Origin of the sequence: Arsenophonus apicola (assembly GCF_020268605.1) — a bacterium.
GTDB classification, from domain to species: domain Bacteria; phylum Pseudomonadota; class Gammaproteobacteria; order Enterobacterales; family Enterobacteriaceae; genus Arsenophonus; species Arsenophonus apicola.
Map to the genome: position 1 here is coordinate 250,962 of NZ_CP084222.1, position 15,804 is coordinate 266,765.

Sequence of the window (15,804 nt, forward strand, 5' to 3'; positions counted from 1 at the left end):
AAGCTGTTTGCTTAATAAATATAGCTAATGTATAGCACAGCTTGTAGACAGAAAGAAGGAGGGTTACAATAGCGGCAAAATGATTTTTTGTTATTGAATGGAAGCAAATAAATATATGTTTAATTAAAATTTTTATATTTATTTGAATATTTATTATTGAAAACAATTATAAAAAATTTAATAAGAAAATTTAACTAATTGTCTTCTTTTTTTATACAGATCATCTATTTGAAATTCTTAGAAACGAAAAAGATTTTTTATGTAAAAGAATGGAAAGCATTTAGTGTGAAAAATAAACAGTTAATGTAGAGGTAATGTACTTTACGCTTTTGGTACAAAATGTTAAATTGATCACGTTTTTAGCAACCTATTCAAAAAGCTTATCGCTGTTATTGTTCCCTAATAATAAAGGAACCAATGGCTGAGTTAAGGTTATTCATTTTTTAAAGTTTAATTCAGGCAAAACTTTTGTATCTTTATATTGAGACACTGAAGCAAAGATTGGATGCGATCAATCAATTACGACTGGAACGAGCATCATCTTCTATGAATGAAGCGTTCAAGCATGTATATGGATTGCTGCCAGTTTTATTAAATTATCATCATCCCATCTTACCTGGTTATATTGAAGGTAATGTACCTGCTGGTGTCTGTTTTTTTGCGCCTGATGCTCAACAAATTAATTGGTTAAAGCAGTTTGAGGCATATCTCTTTTGTGAACTATCCTCACAGCAAACCAATGGGGAATTACCTATTACAGGTATCTATTCCATGGGAAGTACATCATCAATCGGGCAAAGTGATATTTCTGATTTGGATATTTGGGTATGTCATCAATCATGGTTAGATCAAGAAGAAAGACAGCTTTTACAAAAGAAATGTACATTAATTGAACAATGGGCATCCTCACTTGGTATAGATGTTACTTTCTTTTTAATTGATGAAAATCGTTTTCGCCACCCTACAAGTGGTAGTCTAAGTGGCGAAGATTGCGGAACGACCCAACATATATTGCTATTGGATGAATTTTATCGTACAGCGGTTCGTATGGCTGGGAAACGTTTACTATGGATGATGGTTCCCGCAGAAGAAGAAACTAATTACGATGAATATGTTTTATTGTTGTATGCTCGAGGAGTCCTAACCCCAAATGAATGGTTAGATTTAGGTGGCTTAGGTGAATTATCGGCTGAAGAATATTTTGGTGCTAGTTTATGGCAACTGTATAAAAGTGTTGACTCACCTTATAAAGCTGTGTTGAAAAGTATTTTACTTGAAGCTTATTCCTGGGATTATCCGCGTGGTATGTTGCTAGCAATGGAATTTAAGAAACATTTACATGCAGGAGAAATTGTTTCTTATGGCTTAGATGCCTATTGTTTAATGTTACAACGAGTTACGCGTTACTTGATGGAAATCGGTGATTTTAAGCGTCTTGATTTAATTCGTCGCTGTTTTTACCTCAAAGTTTGTGAAAAATTGTCGGGTGAAAACAATAATTCTGCGAGTCGTAGTTGGCGAAGGCATGTGTTATCACAGCTTGTTACTTCATGGGAATGGAGTAAGGAGCGATTAGATATCCTCGACAAGCGTAATTATTGGAAAATAGAGCAGGTTCGAGATGCGCATAATGAGTTACTTGATACCATGATGCAAAGTTATCGTAATCTTATTCGCTTTGCTCGTCGTAATAATTTACGAGTTAGTGCAAGTCCACAAGATATTGGAGTGTTGACGCGCAAGTTGTATGCAGCCTTTGAAGTATTACCAGGCAAAGTCACTTTGGTTAATCCGCAAATTTCGCCAGATCTATCTGAAAGTCATCTCACTTTTATTTATGTTCCTGCCGGACGCGCGAATCGCAGTGGTTGGTACTTATATAATAAGGCGCCAACGATAGATTCTATCATTGGACATCAACCGTTAGAATATAACCGTTATCTTAGTAAATTAGTGGCATGGACTTACTTTAATGGTTTATTGACAGAGCAATCTCATATTTATATTCATAACGGTGGATCACAATGTGATGAAAATAAATTACATCAATTTGTTAATGATATAACCACCAATTTTCCTCTTCGTTTACTGGCACCCACACCAAAAGCTTTATATAGTCCTTGTGAAATTCGCCATTTAGCCATTATTGTTAATTTAGAGAAAGATCCGACAGCAGTTTTTTCTGATCAAATAATTCATTTTGATTTACGTAAATTAGACATATTGAGTTTTGGTGATCCTCCGCAATGCTTAGTCAGCAGTATTGATCTACTGTATCGCAACTCTTGGAATGAGGTGAGAACACTGCATTTCTCCGGTGAGCAATCTATGTTAGAAGCATTAAAAACGATTTTGGGTAAAATGCATCAAGACGCTGAGCTACCAGATGTGGTTGAAGTTTTTTGTTATAGCCAACATATGAGAGGGTTGATTGGTACACGTGTTCAACAGCTGGTTTCAGAATGTATTGAACTCCGCCTATCAAGTAGTTGTAGTGATTCAGGGCGTTTCAAGGCATTACGTATTGCAGGTCAAACCTGGGGATTATTTTTCGAGAGATTGAATGTCTCAGTGCAGAAATTGGAAAATGCCGTCGAATTTTATGGTGCAATTTCTAATAATAAATTACATGGCTTACCGATAAAATTGGATGTCAAAGAAACTTATCATTTACCGTTAGTTGTTGATGGTTATGCTAGTGAAGGGATTGTACAATTCTTTTTTGAAGATACAGAAGAAAATCATGGTTTTAATATCTATATTTTAGATGAAAAAAATCGGGTGGAAATTTATTCACATTGTGAAGGAAACAAAGAAGAACTTGTTAGGGATGTAAGCCGTTTTTACTCATCTTCCCATTATCGTTCTACCTACCGCGCTAATTTGGTCAATTTTAATTTACCGCAATTTTATCAGATAATAAAAGTAGAAGATAAAAATCAAGTCATTCCTTATTTGACTGGCTCATTTTCTAATTCACAATTCAATGAGAATGTCTGTCGTGAAGAGTCGGGCGTTAGTTTTTATATCCATTAATGATAAAGAATGATATTTGTTTATTTTAGTAGTTAGAGATCAAATAAAAATGGTTCTACGCTTTGCTCACTAATCGCATAGGCTAATATTTGGATAAAATTTTTATTGCTGCGAGCACAATACCAATTGTCTGTTTTATAGTTAAAGTGGTAACCACCAGAGCGAGTAGCTAGCCATATTTGATGGAGTGGTTCTTGGCGGTTGATAATAATTTTACTATCATTTTCGAAGGTTAGCGTCATAATACCGCTATGTATTTCGCAATCAATATCATTATTACCATCATATTGATCAATTTGTTCTTCTATTCTATCCATCAATTTATCAACCAGTTGATGAAATTCAGTGTCTGTCATCGTCAATTTCCTATTTGCTTTTCTGCGCCTAACTGCGATTATAGATTATAAAAGATAATGATTTAAGAATGCAGGCTTTAACATAATGAAAAAATTAATTTGGCTATTTGTGACATCGATATTATTAACCCTACTTTCTGCCTGTGGTTTGAAAGGACCACTCTATTTTCCAGCAAAAGCAACAGCGGAGCAAAAGACTGAAAGCACGATATCGTCTAAAGAAACAGAACATCAATCGACATAGACAGAAACACCTCGCAAATAGATGAATAAATAAAAAGATAGCCAATTGATTATGATGGAGTAGAAAATGCAATTCTCCAAAATGCATGGTTTGGGTAACGATTTTATGGTGGTAGATGCCGTCACCCAAAATGTTTATTTTTCTCCTGAGCTTATTTGTCGTTTATCAGATCGACATACAGGGATTGGATTTGATCAGCTTTTAGTGGTTGAAGCACCTTATGATCCTGATCTTGACTTTCATTATCGTATTTTTAATGCCGATGGTAGTGAAGTAGCTCAATGTGGTAATGGTGCTCGCTGTTTTGCCCGTTTTGTTCGTCTTAAAAAACTGACAAATAAACGCGATATCAAGGTAAGTACTCAATCTGGTAGATTGACATTATCGGTAGCAGAAAATGAAGATGTTTGTGTCAATATGGGAGTTCCAGAGTTTGAGCCAAATAAAGTACCTTTTAAAGCGCAAAAAGCTGAGAAAACTTATATAATTAGAACTCAACAACAAACAATATTGTGTGGAGTCGTTTCTATCGGCAACCCTCATTGTGTATTACAGGTCGAGGATATTGACACGGCTGACGTGGCTTTATTGGGACAGATACTTGAAAAACATGAACGTTTCCCTGAGCGGGCTAATATAGGATTTATGCAGGTTATTGATCATGAACACATTCGATTACGTGTATATGAGCGTGGTGTTGGAGAGACACAGGCTTGTGGAAGTGGTGCCTGTGCTGCTGTTGCTATCGGTATTCAGCAAGGTTTATTAAGAAAAAATGTCCGTGTGGATTTACCTGGTGGCATGCTAAAAATTCGTTGGAATGGATTGGGTCATCCTCTATTTATGACTGGCCCAGCGACACATGTTTATGATGGTGTTATTCATTTCTAGGTTTTGTCTGGTTAAAAGGTCTTTTATTATGGATAAAAAAGAAGCAGCATTTGATCCTCAACCGGTGCTAGATGATCAGACTGTCGTGGAATATCTGAAAAGCAATCCTCATTTTTTTATTCGCAATGCCGCTGCTGTTGAACAGATACGGGTTCCTCATCCTGTTCATCATGCGGTTTCATTAGTTGAATGGTCTATGAAGCGTCAACGAGTTTATATCCAAAATCTAGAACAAGATATGCAACTATTAGTTGAGCAGGCTCGCAATAATGAAATACTCTTTAATCGACTGTTAAAATTAGTTATTCAGCTATCAACGGCAGATGATTTTGCCGATTTTCAACAACGTTTATATGCCTGGTCAAGAAGTTTTGGTTTGAGTGGTGCTTATATTCGCTTGTTTAGTGATTGTTGGCAACTAGGTGTACCGATGGATGCACAAAAGGTTATGATTTCACGTCAAGCTTTTGAGCCTGTCCGTATTCAGCGATTTGGTGAAAAAAATCACTATCTTGGTACGTTAAATAATCCGGAAATAATGTTATTAATGCCAGATGCAGAACATGTAGGCTCGGTGGCTGTTTCTTTATTAGGACTTTATGGTAATTTAGGGATGGTGATCTTTACTAGTCGTGATATTCAACATTATCAAAAAGGTATGGGAACGACCATGCTAGACCATTTAGCCAAATTATTACCCGATTTGCTTTTGCGTTGGGTAACACGGGCATGAATGCAACACGGCAAAGCTTGCAGCAACGAATTGACGGTTTTTTACGTTACTTACATGTGGAACGGCAGCTAATCCCAGTGACGATTATTAATTATCAACGTCAGTTAGCCGTATTAGTGGATATGGCTCTAGATATGAATATCAACGATTGGACACAATTAGAGATATCACATGTTCGTATGATGGTTGCAAAGAGTCGTCGACAAGGATTGCAGGCAGCGAGTCTTGCTTTACGTCTTTCGTCATTAAGAAGTTTTTTAGATTGGTTAGTTGGGCAGGGCATAATAACCGCTAATCCAGCTAAGACAGTCAAAACGCCAAAAAATAAACGGCATTTACCTAAAAATATCGATGTAGATGAAGTTAATCAATTGCTAAATATAGATTTAGCGGATCCTCTATCCGTACGTGATAGAACCATGTTGGAAGTGATGTATGGTGCAGGATTACGTTTATCTGAGCTAGTTAATTTGAATTGCCAACATCTGGATTTACAAAGTGGTGAAGTTCGGGTTATGGGAAAAGGCAGTAAAGAGCGCAAAGTACCATTAGGACGTATAGCTGTAGAATGGTTAGTTCGTTGGCTTGAGATGCGTCAGCAATATGTTAAGCAAGACGATGCGGTTTTTATCTCAATACAAAGAGGCAAACGGATTTCCGCTCGTAATGTACAAAAGCGTTTTGCGTTATGGGGAATTCGTCAGGGGGTTAGAAGTCATATTCATCCTCACAAACTTCGTCACTCTTTTGCCACTCATATCTTGGAATCAAGCGGAGATTTGAGGGCAGTTCAAGAGTTACTAGGACATGCTAATCTATCCACTACTCAAGTTTATACTCATTTAGATTTTCAGCATTTAGCCAAGGTTTATGATGTTGCTCATCCAAGGGCAAAAAGGGAGAAACCTTGAATGCGCTTTTATCGGCAATTAGCCCCTATTGCGGCAATTACTTTTGATTTGGATGATACACTATATGATAATCGCCCCGTTATAGATAAAACTGAACAGGAGCTGTTAAATTTTATTCGTTGTTATGACCATCGCTTTAGTAAGCTTCAATGTGCCGATTTAAAAAACTATCAAACGTTAATTGTTAATCAGTATCCTGAAATTTATCATGATGTCACACAGTGGCGCTGGTTAGCAGTGAAAGCATTACTCTGTGATTATGGTTACGATCGAGCAAGATCTGCTGGTGGTGCTGACGATATAATGGCACACTTTTCTTATTGGCGTAGTCAAATCGTCATCCCCGAATTAACCCACCAAACCTTATCTACCCTAGCCGAAAAAGTCCCATTAGCGGTCATTACTAATGGCAATGCAGATCCTTATGCTTGCGGATTAGGCGATTATTTTCAATTTGTATTAAAAGCGGGGCCAGATGGACGCGCTAAGCCGTATAGTGATATGTATTATCTTGCTGCGCAGAAATTTAATATTGTATTGGATAAAATTTTGCATGTAGGAGATGATTTAACTACAGATATTCAAGGTGCTTTACAAAGTGGCATGCAAGCTTGTTGGATCAATATTAACAATAGCAACTTACAAACTGCCCATGAGTATGACATATTGCCTCATGTTGAGATAACCGGTTTGGCTTCACTCATTACGCTGATATAATCTTCTTATCTGGTTAAAAACACAGTAGTGATTTATTGACTGCTCTCTTAATTTAATGGTAACCATGAACGCCTCATATTTACTTGAAAACTTAAATGATAAGCAACGCGAAGCCGTTGCCGCACCTAGAACCAATATGCTAATACTTGCCGGCGCTGGTAGTGGTAAAACACGGGTACTAGTTCATCGAATAGCTTGGTTACTGGCGGTTGATAAGGTTTCACCTTTCTCTATTATGGCGGTGACGTTTACTAATAAAGCGGCGGCTGAGATGCGTCATCGTATTAATGCATTATTAGGTAGTGATCAAGGCGGTATGTGGGTAGGAACTTTTCATGGCCTAGCGCATCGTCTGCTGCGAGCGCACTATTTGGATGCCAATTTACCGCAAGATTTCCAAATTTTAGATAGTGATGATCAATATCGCTTATTACGTAGAATTATCAAAGCCCTCAATCTAGATGAAAGTAAGTGGCCACCACGTCAGGCTATGTGGTATATCAATGCAAAAAAAGATGAAGGCTTGCGGCCACAGCATATCGAAAGTTATGGCAATCCAACAGAAGCGACTTGGCTGCGAGTTTATCAGGCTTATCAAGAAGCCTGTGATCGGGCAGGATTAGTAGATTTTGCTGAACTTTTATTGCGTGCCCATGAGTTGTGGCTGAATAAACCGCATATACTACAACATTATCGTGATCGTTTTACCAATATTCTGGTTGATGAATTTCAAGATACTAATAGTATCCAGTATGCCTGGATACATATTTTAGCGGGTAATACCGGTAAGGTGATGATTGTGGGTGATGATGATCAGTCAATTTATGGTTGGCGTGGTGCACAAGTAGAAAATATTCAACGTTTCTTACAAGATTTTCCAGCTGCGGAAACTATCCGGCTTGAACAAAATTATCGTTCGACTAACAATATCTTGAAGTCGGCTAATGCACTGATTGCTAACAATAATAACCGGTTAGGAAAAAATCTATGGACAGAAGGGGCTGATGGTGAACCTATCTCGCTTTATTGTGGCTTTAATGAGTTAGATGAAGCGCGTTATGTTGTTAGTCGCATTAAGCAATGGCATGAGAAAGGTGGCGCTTTGAAACAGTGCGCAATTCTTTATCGTAGCAATGCCCAATCACGTGTAATTGAAGAAGCCTTGTTGCAGTCTTCAATGCCTTATCGAATTTATGGCGGCCAACGCTTTTTTGAGCGGCAAGAAATTAAAGACGCACTCTCTTATTTACGTTTGGTTGCCAATCGCAATGATGATGCATCATTTGAACGAGTGGTTAATACACCCACTCGTGGCATAGGAGAACGAACATTAGACACTGTTCGTCAGGTAGCACGCGAAAAACAACTCACGCTTTGGGAAAGTTGTGAATATTTATTAAGAGAAAAAGTTCTTGGCGGCCGGGCGGCCGGGGCGATTGAACGGTTTCTTGAGTTAATTGATGCATTGGCTAAAGAAACGATGGATATGCCATTACATGTTCAAACAGATCGTGTGATCCGCGATTCAGGCTTGCGCGCAATGTACGAACAGGAAAAAGGCGAAAAAGCGCAAGCGCGTATTGAAAACCTTGAGGAGTTAGTCACTGCTACTCGCCAATTTAGTTATCAAGAAGAAGATCAAGATCTCATGCCACTGCAAGCATTTTTGTCTCATGCTGCATTGGAATCGGGTGAAGGACAGGCGTCACTACATCAGAATGCCGTTCAGTTAATGACACTACATTCGGCAAAAGGCCTAGAGTTTCCACTAGTCTTTATTGTTGGTATGGAAGAAGGTATGTTTCCAAGCCAGATGAGTGTGGAAGAGAGTGGACGGCTGGCAGAAGAACGGCGCTTAGCTTATGTTGGATTGACACGAGCGATGGAAAAATTGACGCTGACTTATGCGGAAAGCCGTCGATTATATGGTAAAGAAGTTTACCATCGTCCTTCACGTTTTATTGCTGAATTACCCACAGAATGTATTGAAGAAGTTCGTTTACGTGCAACAGTTTCACGCCCTATTAGTCATCAACGACTTGGTACTCCTATTAATCGAAATGATAGTGGATATGCATTAGGCCAACGGGTTCGTCATCCTAAGTTTGGTGAAGGAACTATTATTAATTTGGAAGGGGATGGTGAGCGTTGCCGCTTGCAGATAGCTTTTCAGGGCGAAGGGATCAAATGGCTGGTTGCCGCTTACGCCAAATTAGAGTTGCAATAACGGAACAGATTATTGTTTGAAAGAGGAAGCATTTTGTTATTAATTAATTCTCTTTGGGGTTCTAAAGGAGGCACCATAATATGCTGCTGGCATTTAAATTAGACAACCATCGTTTGTCTCGTCTTGAACTTGATGAAGGTGAAAAACTGACAGATGCTGTATGGGTGGATTTAATGGAGCCTGATGAGAAAGAGCGGCAAACTGTGCAAACTGAATTGAAACAATTATTAGTAACCCCATCTGAACTAACCGATATTGAAGCATCGGCGCGCTTTTTTGAGGATGAAGATGGTTTACATATTCATTCATTTTTTTATTATCAAGATAGCGATGAACATGTTAGTAATTCGACGGTTGCTTTCACATTTCGTGATGGTCGCTTATATACATTACGGGAGCGTGATCTGCCGGCTTTTCGTTTGTATCGTATGCGTTCAAGAAGTCAAAAGCTGATCGATGCTAATGCTTATGAGTTATTTTTAGATTTATTTGAAACCAAAATTGAACAACTTGCTGATGTAATAGAAAATATTTATAGCGTATTAGAATCGTTAAGCCGAATTATTCTGGAAGGTAAACAAGGAGATGAACTTGATAGCGCGCTTTCTAATTTAGCAGAACAAGAAGATATTGGCTGGAAAGTGCGGTTATGTTTGATGGATAGTCAACGAGCATTAAATTTTTTGATCCGCCGTGCAAGATTGCCGGCAGGTCAGTTAGAGCAGGCAAGAGATATTTTACGTGATATTGAATCACTGTTACCCCATAATGAATCGCTATTTCAAAAAGTAAACTTCCTTATGCAAGCGGCGATGGGTTTTATTAATATTGAACAGAGTCGTATTATTAAAATTTTCTCTGTTGTTTCTGTGGTTTTTTTACCGCCAACACTGGTGGCGTCCAGTTACGGTATGAATTTTGAATTTATGCCAGAATTAGGATGGCGTTTTGGCTATCCGGCAGCAATAATATTAATGATTATCGCCGGGTTGGCACCCTATCTTTATTTTAAACGTAAGAATTGGCTCTGAATTTATCAGATGATTAAAGAAAACTTGAGTACAATGTAAGGCCAACTTGATAACTTAAACTTCATAAGGTGTTTATTTAAAATAGATTTTATGGTTTGTTAGCCTGGTTATTTTAACCCACTAAGTAAGTGGCTATGCCAGTTGCAATATGTTGATTCTCTTCATTATGTAATTCGGCTCGGGCAACGGAGATCTTATTACCGGTGCGAATGATTTTTCCACTTGCAATAAATTTTTTACCACGGCCTGGATGCAAGTAATTAATATTTAAATCGATGGTGCCAATGGTTGATAAGCGTTTTTTGAGCACTTCTTTTGAAAATGAAGTCATTCGATTTAATACATTACCAATGCAAACTAAGCCGCTAGCGACATCTAACACTGAAGCGATGACACCACCATGTAAGATCTGCTGTTCAAAGTTTCCTATCAATCCTGGTTTGTGGTTAAAAACCAATTTGATCTGGGTTTTATCAAAGGATAGCACCTCAAGACCTAATAATTGGTTGAATGGCATCTCATGAATAAATTTTGCAATGATAAGTTTCTGTGCTTCGTCTAATGTAAAGGCAGGCGTATTCATAAATATTCTCTTATTATTAGCTATTATGTTAATTACTGGTTGATACTATGCAAAGATTGACGGTTTTTCTATGATTTGTTTCATAAACTGGCAAAAATAAATGGTTAGTTAGCACGGAGTGAGCTTTTTTTTCTAACGTTTTATTTTTTTAGCGGAAACTAATGAGATGCTGTAATTCTTATCAGAGTCAGGTAGCATATATTTATTTACCGCTTTTTATCAAAATTGATTAGTCACGTTTATTAAGGATACCAGTGTCTACTGCGGAAATTATCAATATTACATCCCTGGCTCGGCAAGTATTGCAGCAGATTTTTGGTTATCAGCAATTTAGGCCAGGCCAAGAACAAATTATTAATACTATACTTACAAAGCAGGATTGTTTGGTCGTCATGCCAACCGGAGGAGGAAAATCTCTCTGTTATCAAATACCCGCTTTAATTTTACCCGGCTTAACAATAGTGGTCTCCCCCCTAATTTCATTAATGAAAGATCAAGTTGATCAGCTTTCTCAGTATGGTATTGAAGCCAGTTATCTTAATTCAAGCCAAACTGGGCAACAGCAAAAGCAGGTAATCGAGCATTGTCGTCAAGGTGAAATAAAATTACTTTATATTGCCCCAGAACGGTTGGTTATGGATAATTTTCTTGATCAATTGGCGAAATTAAATCCGGTTTTATTGGCTGTGGATGAAGCCCATTGTATTTCTCAGTGGGGACATGATTTTCGTCCTGAATATCGAGCATTAGGGCAATTGCGGCGTCGTTTTCCGCAGTTACCAGTTATTGCCTTAACAGCCACGGCGGATCAAACAACGCGTAATGATATTATTCATGGGCTTGAACTGTGTAAACCACTAGTCCATATTAGCAGCTTCGATCGACCTAATATTCGTTATACTTTAGTAGAAAAATATAGGCCTTTTGATCAGCTTTGGTTTTTTATCAAAGGACAAAAGGGTAACAGTGGTATTGTTTATTGCAATAGTCGCAGTAAAGCTGAAGAGACCGCTGAGCGATTGCATAAACGCGGCTTAAGTGCGGCGGCTTATCATGCTGGTCTTGATAATACACAACGGGTCAAAGTACAGGATGCTTTTCAAAAAGATGACTTGCAAGTGGTGGTGGCAACGGTAGCATTTGGTATGGGAATTAATAAATCTAATGTCCGTTTTGTCGTCCATTTTGATATTGCCCGTAATATAGAATCTTATTATCAAGAAACGGGCAGAGCTGGGCGTGATGGCTTAGCTGCAGAGGCAATATTATTTTATGATCCTGCTGATTTATCTTGGTTGCGTCGTTGTTTAGCGGAAAAGCCTGCCGAACAATTGCAAGAGATTGAACGTCATAAATTGAATGCTATGAGCGCTTTTGCCGAGGCGCAAACCTGTCGCCGGCTAGTATTGTTAAATTATTTTGGTGAAAATCGGCAGCAACCTTGTGGTAACTGCGATATTTGTTTAGATCCACCGAAACGGTATGATGGCCTAATTGATGCTCAGAAAGTACTTTCTTGTATTTATCGAACAGGGCAGCGTTTTGGTATCGGCTATATTGTTGACATTTTGCGCGGAGCCAATCATCAACGTATCCGTGAATTTGGCCATGATAAGTTGCCAGTTTATGGCTTAGGCAAAGAACAGAGCCATGAGCATTGGGTGAGTGTCTGTCGACAACTTATTCATATGGGGTTAGTGAGCCAAAATATTGCCCATTTTTCAGCATTACAATTAACAGAAGCAGCTCGACCGATATTGCGTGGCGAGGTGCCATTGCAACTGGCTGTTGCTAGAGTTTTATCGAAAAAAAGCCGTAATCAGCAAAATAAAAACTACCAAAGCCATTATGATAAAAAATTATTTGCTAAATTACGTCAATTGCGAAAAGTGATTGCGAATGAAGAAAATATTTTACCTTTTGTAGTTTTTAACGATGCCACTTTAATAGAGATGGCGGAGCGATTTCCTGTTCAACCGAATGAATTACTGTTGATTAATGGCGTTGGCCAAAGAAAATTAGCGCGATTTGGAGACGCATTCATGACATTAATTCGCGATCATTTGGCTGGTTTTGAATGAATTGAGGAGTAATTATGACGCCTAACATGCTAAAAGCGAGTTGGCTGACACGTGAATCTCAGTTTTTAGCTTTTACTAATGGTCCGCTTTTAGATTTTTGGAAGATGCGTGATGAAGCGGAATTTATTGGCGTCGATAATATTCCTATTCGTTATGTAAAACTTTGTTCGGCTCAGCATGATAAAGCGATTGTTATTTTGCCCGGACGTAGTGAAAGTTATGTAAAATATCCTGAAGTTGCTTATGATTTTTTTCATCTTGGTTATGATATTTTTATCATAGATCATCGTGGACAAGGCCGATCGGGCAGAATGTTGGCTGATCCTCAAAAGGGACATGTCGAAAAATTTACTGATTATATTGATGATTTTGAATCTTTTATCACTCTTGAAATCAAACCGCGCTACTATTCACGTCGTTATGCACTTTCCCATTCAATGGGAGGGGCTATTCTTGGTGGCTATCTGCTAAGAGATAGTCTAACTTTTAATGCCGCGGTTTTATGTGCTCCGATGATGGGCATTAATTTACCGGTCTCACGTTGGTTGGCAAATTTTATCATTCAATGTGCTGAAGCGAGCGCTAATACCCGTGATGATTATGCAGTATCAACAGGTAAATGGCAGCCATTACCCTATATTATTAACATATTGACCCATAGTTATGAACGTTATCGGCGTTATTTACGTTATTATGCCGATTATCCTGAATTACGTATTGGTGGTCCAACTTATCATTGGATTGGAGAAAGCCTGCAGTTTTGTACCAGCTTAATTGAAAAAGCAGGAGAAATTGAGGTTCCGCTTATGCTATTACAAGCGAGTGAAGATAAGGTTGTTAGCAATCGGGATATTCAGAAATTTTGTGTCGCTCGACAAAAAATGCAGATGGCAAGAGAGGAAAAGCTACCTTTAATTATCGAAGGGGCAGACCACGAAATATTATTTGAAAACGACGCGTTACGTGCTATGGCACTTAATGCAATTTGTGATTTTTTTGATCAACATTGATTAACCAAGGAAAAACAATGACGTATTCTGTTGTAGCTTCAGATTTAGATGGTACTTTACTATCTCCTGACCACACTTTACCGCTTTATACAAAAGAAACGTTAAAATTATTAGCAGAAAAAAATATTCATTTCATTTTTGCTACGGGTCGCCACTATATTGATGTTGATCAGATCCGTAATGGGTTAGGTATTAATGCTTATATGATCACATCTAATGGTGCTAGGGTACATAATACTAATGGCGAGCTTATTTTAAAGCATAATGTTGATCCTGATATTGTTCATGAGCTCTGTCTAATGGAGTTTGATAATCCAAATATTCTGACAAACTACTATTCTAGCAATACTTGGTTAATTAATCGGGAGAGCCCAGAACAAAAAGCATTTTTTCAAGAGTCTGTTTTTCACTATCAACTTTTTGAGCGTAATAATTTTTCGACGACTGATGTGAGCAAAGTCTATTTTACTTGTGAAGATCATCAGCAATTACTGTTATTGCAGGAACAAATAAGAAATCGTTGGGGCGATCGTGTCAACGTTAGTTTTTCATTACCCTGTTGTCTAGAGGTTATGAATGGTAGTGTTTCCAAAGGAAATGCACTAAAGCAGGTAGCTGAGTTATTAGGCTATAATTTGCGGGATTGTATCGCTTTTGGTGATGGAATGAATGATTATGAAATGTTAACGATGGCGGGGAAAGGCTGCATTATGAAAAACTCACATCAATTATTGCGAGATAATTTACCTGATATGGAAATAATTGGTTCTAATGAAGAAGAAGCCGTTTCCTATTATTTGCGTCGACTTTATAGTGGTATCTAAATATTTGCTGCACATACAAACCATGGAAATTGAGGTTACGAAAATTCACTTTAGAAAATAACAAAATAATTTATTATTAATTTGCTAAAGTGATTTCGTTTTTTAATTAAAGCAATAAGTTTATTAATAATGAATTTTTAAAATTTATTATGACTTATATTTATAGTATGGGAAATAAATTGCTTAAATCTATTTTTGATTTTTACAGTGCGAAATAAAGGGATACTAAGATTAACTATTATCTTAGTATAATTTTTGAAGCGTTAGTTATAAAAAGGAGCTGGCGATATGAGAAAATTAATTCTGGTATTTACGTTAGGAATATTGAGTTATGGTTCTTTAGTCTCTGCTGATATAACAAATACAAAATCTGATGTAATAACGCAATTACAGCAATTAGCTGAACAAGGTAGCGATAAAGCTCAGTATGAATTGGGGGAAAAATATTTTCGTGGACAAGGAATTTCTCAAGACTTCAAACAGTCTGTTATTTGGTATTTAAAATCTGCTGAATTAGGTAATGCAGATGCGCAGTTCAGGCTTGCTACCATGTATGTTAATGGTTTTGGTGTTAGGCGTGATTATGATCAAGCAATCGAATGGTACCAAAGGGCAGCAATCCAACAGCATGTTCGCGCACAAAGCAATATGGCTACTATGTATGCTCATGGATTAGGGGTAAAACGAAATTTACCGGAAGCGGCATATTGGTTTGAACAAGCATCAAAAGGTGGGTATGCATTAGCACAATTTAATTTGGGTTTAATGTATAGTATTGGCAACGGTGTGATAAAAGATTACAAAAAAGCTGTCTATTGGTTCAAGCACGCAGCTAAACAGGGGTATGCTAAAGCTCAGGATCGTTTAGGTGTCATGTATGCAGAGGGACATGGTGTTAATAAAGATAATAAAAAGGCCTATGCATGGTTAGCTACCGCAGCTTGTAATGGTAATAAAGAAAGTCAAAAATTTCATGATAAGATCGGTAAATTGTTTTCTGATAAAGAAATGAAGGCAGCAGAGGCATTAGCTGAACGTTATATTAAAAAATACCCCACCCGAATTGATTAAAAATAAATTAACAAATCACTATATCAGATCCGTTATATTCTAAAATAATATTATATTTATATTAAAAATAAATATGATATATTTTATTC

14 protein-coding genes are annotated in these 15,804 nt (G+C 37.5%); 12 read left to right on the plus strand and 2 right to left on the minus strand.

The genetic code is table 11. The features are described from left to right. The first annotated feature begins 468 nt into the window (after positions 1 to 468). Positions 469 to 3,036, plus strand: coding sequence for a class I adenylate cyclase (locus LDL57_RS01045; protein WP_180558558.1), 2,568 nt, complete (start codon positions 469 to 471; stop codon positions 3,034 to 3,036). Between the two features lie 32 nt (positions 3,037 to 3,068). Here LDL57_RS01045 and cyaY read toward each other — a convergent pair whose 3' ends face one another. Next, on the minus strand, positions 3,069 to 3,392 hold the full coding sequence (gene cyaY, locus LDL57_RS01050; RefSeq protein ID WP_180558557.1) for an iron donor protein CyaY: 324 nt from the start codon (positions 3,390 to 3,392) through the stop codon (positions 3,069 to 3,071). Between the two features lie 85 nt (positions 3,393 to 3,477). Here cyaY and lptM point away from each other — a divergent pair, with 85 nt between their 5' ends. The 7 genes from lptM (at position 3,478) to corA (ending at position 10,146) form a co-directional block, all read left to right on the plus strand. Continuing rightward, entirely contained in the window at positions 3,478 to 3,636 is a 159-nt protein-coding gene (gene lptM, locus LDL57_RS01055; RefSeq protein ID WP_180558556.1) for an LPS translocon maturation chaperone LptM, read from the plus strand. 66 nt (positions 3,637 to 3,702) lie between these two features. After that, positions 3,703 to 4,527, plus strand: a complete 825-nt coding sequence (gene dapF / locus LDL57_RS01060) for a diaminopimelate epimerase (protein WP_180558555.1) — start codon at positions 3,703 to 3,705, stop codon at positions 4,525 to 4,527. Positions 4,528 to 4,555: 28 nt separating this feature from the next. Beyond that, positions 4,556 to 5,260 (plus strand): DUF484 domain-containing protein, encoded by a 705-nt coding sequence (locus LDL57_RS01065; protein ID WP_180558554.1) that lies wholly within the window; start codon positions 4,556 to 4,558, stop codon positions 5,258 to 5,260. Continuing rightward, entirely contained in the window at positions 5,257 to 6,171 is a 915-nt protein-coding gene (xerC, locus tag LDL57_RS01070) for a tyrosine recombinase XerC (protein ID WP_225506802.1), read from the plus strand. Before LDL57_RS01065 ends, xerC begins: the two co-directional genes overlap by 4 nt. Beyond that, positions 6,172 to 6,888, plus strand: a complete 717-nt coding sequence (gene yigB, locus LDL57_RS01075) for a 5-amino-6-(5-phospho-D-ribitylamino)uracil phosphatase YigB (RefSeq protein ID WP_180558552.1) — start codon at positions 6,172 to 6,174, stop codon at positions 6,886 to 6,888. A gap of 64 nt (positions 6,889 to 6,952) precedes the next feature. After that, complete coding sequence (gene uvrD / locus LDL57_RS01080; protein WP_445661343.1) at positions 6,953 to 9,115, plus strand: DNA helicase II; 2,163 nt, start codon at positions 6,953 to 6,955, stop codon at positions 9,113 to 9,115. 80 nt (positions 9,116 to 9,195) lie between these two features. After that, complete coding sequence (gene corA, locus LDL57_RS01085) at positions 9,196 to 10,146, plus strand: magnesium/cobalt transporter CorA (protein ID WP_180558550.1); 951 nt, start codon at positions 9,196 to 9,198, stop codon at positions 10,144 to 10,146. Positions 10,147 to 10,258: 112 nt separating this feature from the next. On the opposite strand, the gene LDL57_RS01090 is transcribed toward corA, so the two are convergent. Then, on the minus strand, positions 10,259 to 10,729 hold the full coding sequence (locus LDL57_RS01090) for a thioesterase family protein (RefSeq protein WP_180558549.1): 471 nt from the start codon (positions 10,727 to 10,729) through the stop codon (positions 10,259 to 10,261). A 254-nt stretch (positions 10,730 to 10,983) separates the two neighbouring features. On the opposite strand from LDL57_RS01090, the gene recQ reads away from it, so the two are divergent. The 4 genes from recQ (at position 10,984) to LDL57_RS01110 (ending at position 15,715) form a co-directional block, all read left to right on the plus strand. Beyond that, positions 10,984 to 12,810, plus strand: coding sequence for an ATP-dependent DNA helicase RecQ (recQ, locus tag LDL57_RS01095; RefSeq protein ID WP_225506804.1), 1,827 nt, complete (start codon positions 10,984 to 10,986; stop codon positions 12,808 to 12,810). A 14-nt stretch (positions 12,811 to 12,824) separates the two neighbouring features. Beyond that, positions 12,825 to 13,820, plus strand: coding sequence for a lysophospholipase L2 (gene pldB, locus LDL57_RS01100; RefSeq protein WP_180558547.1), 996 nt, complete (start codon positions 12,825 to 12,827; stop codon positions 13,818 to 13,820). 17 nt (positions 13,821 to 13,837) lie between these two features. After that, the gene (yigL, locus tag LDL57_RS01105) at positions 13,838 to 14,644 is read left to right on the plus strand and encodes a sugar/pyridoxal phosphate phosphatase YigL (protein WP_180558546.1); all 807 of its coding nucleotides are present in this window, start codon (positions 13,838 to 13,840) and stop codon (positions 14,642 to 14,644) included. A gap of 288 nt (positions 14,645 to 14,932) precedes the next feature. Continuing rightward, positions 14,933 to 15,715, plus strand: a complete 783-nt coding sequence (locus LDL57_RS01110; protein WP_180558545.1) for a tetratricopeptide repeat protein — start codon at positions 14,933 to 14,935, stop codon at positions 15,713 to 15,715. Positions 15,716 to 15,804 lie beyond the last annotated feature (89 nt).

Excerpts from the sequence above, each read along its gene's own strand:
- uvrD (WP_445661343.1), top strand. The coding sequence starts at position 6,953 with ATGAACGCCTCATATTTACTTGAAAACTTAAATGATAAGCAACGCGAA.
- LDL57_RS01090 (WP_180558549.1), bottom strand. The coding sequence starts at position 10,729 with ATGAATACGCCTGCCTTTACATTAGACGAAGCACAGAAACTTATCATT.
- LDL57_RS01065 (WP_180558554.1), top strand. The coding sequence starts at position 4,556 with ATGGATAAAAAAGAAGCAGCATTTGATCCTCAACCGGTGCTAGATGAT.
- lptM (WP_180558556.1), top strand. The coding sequence starts at position 3,478 with ATGAAAAAATTAATTTGGCTATTTGTGACATCGATATTATTAACCCTA.
- yigB (WP_180558552.1), top strand. The coding sequence starts at position 6,172 with ATGCGCTTTTATCGGCAATTAGCCCCTATTGCGGCAATTACTTTTGAT.
- corA (WP_180558550.1), top strand. The coding sequence starts at position 9,196 with ATGCTGCTGGCATTTAAATTAGACAACCATCGTTTGTCTCGTCTTGAA.
- dapF (WP_180558555.1), top strand. The coding sequence starts at position 3,703 with ATGCAATTCTCCAAAATGCATGGTTTGGGTAACGATTTTATGGTGGTA.
- cyaY (WP_180558557.1), bottom strand. The coding sequence starts at position 3,392 with ATGACAGACACTGAATTTCATCAACTGGTTGATAAATTGATGGATAGA.
- yigL (WP_180558546.1), top strand. The coding sequence starts at position 13,838 with ATGACGTATTCTGTTGTAGCTTCAGATTTAGATGGTACTTTACTATCT.
- xerC (WP_225506802.1), top strand. The coding sequence starts at position 5,257 with ATGAATGCAACACGGCAAAGCTTGCAGCAACGAATTGACGGTTTTTTA.
- LDL57_RS01110 (WP_180558545.1), top strand. The coding sequence starts at position 14,933 with ATGAGAAAATTAATTCTGGTATTTACGTTAGGAATATTGAGTTATGGT.
- pldB (WP_180558547.1), top strand. The coding sequence starts at position 12,825 with ATGACGCCTAACATGCTAAAAGCGAGTTGGCTGACACGTGAATCTCAG.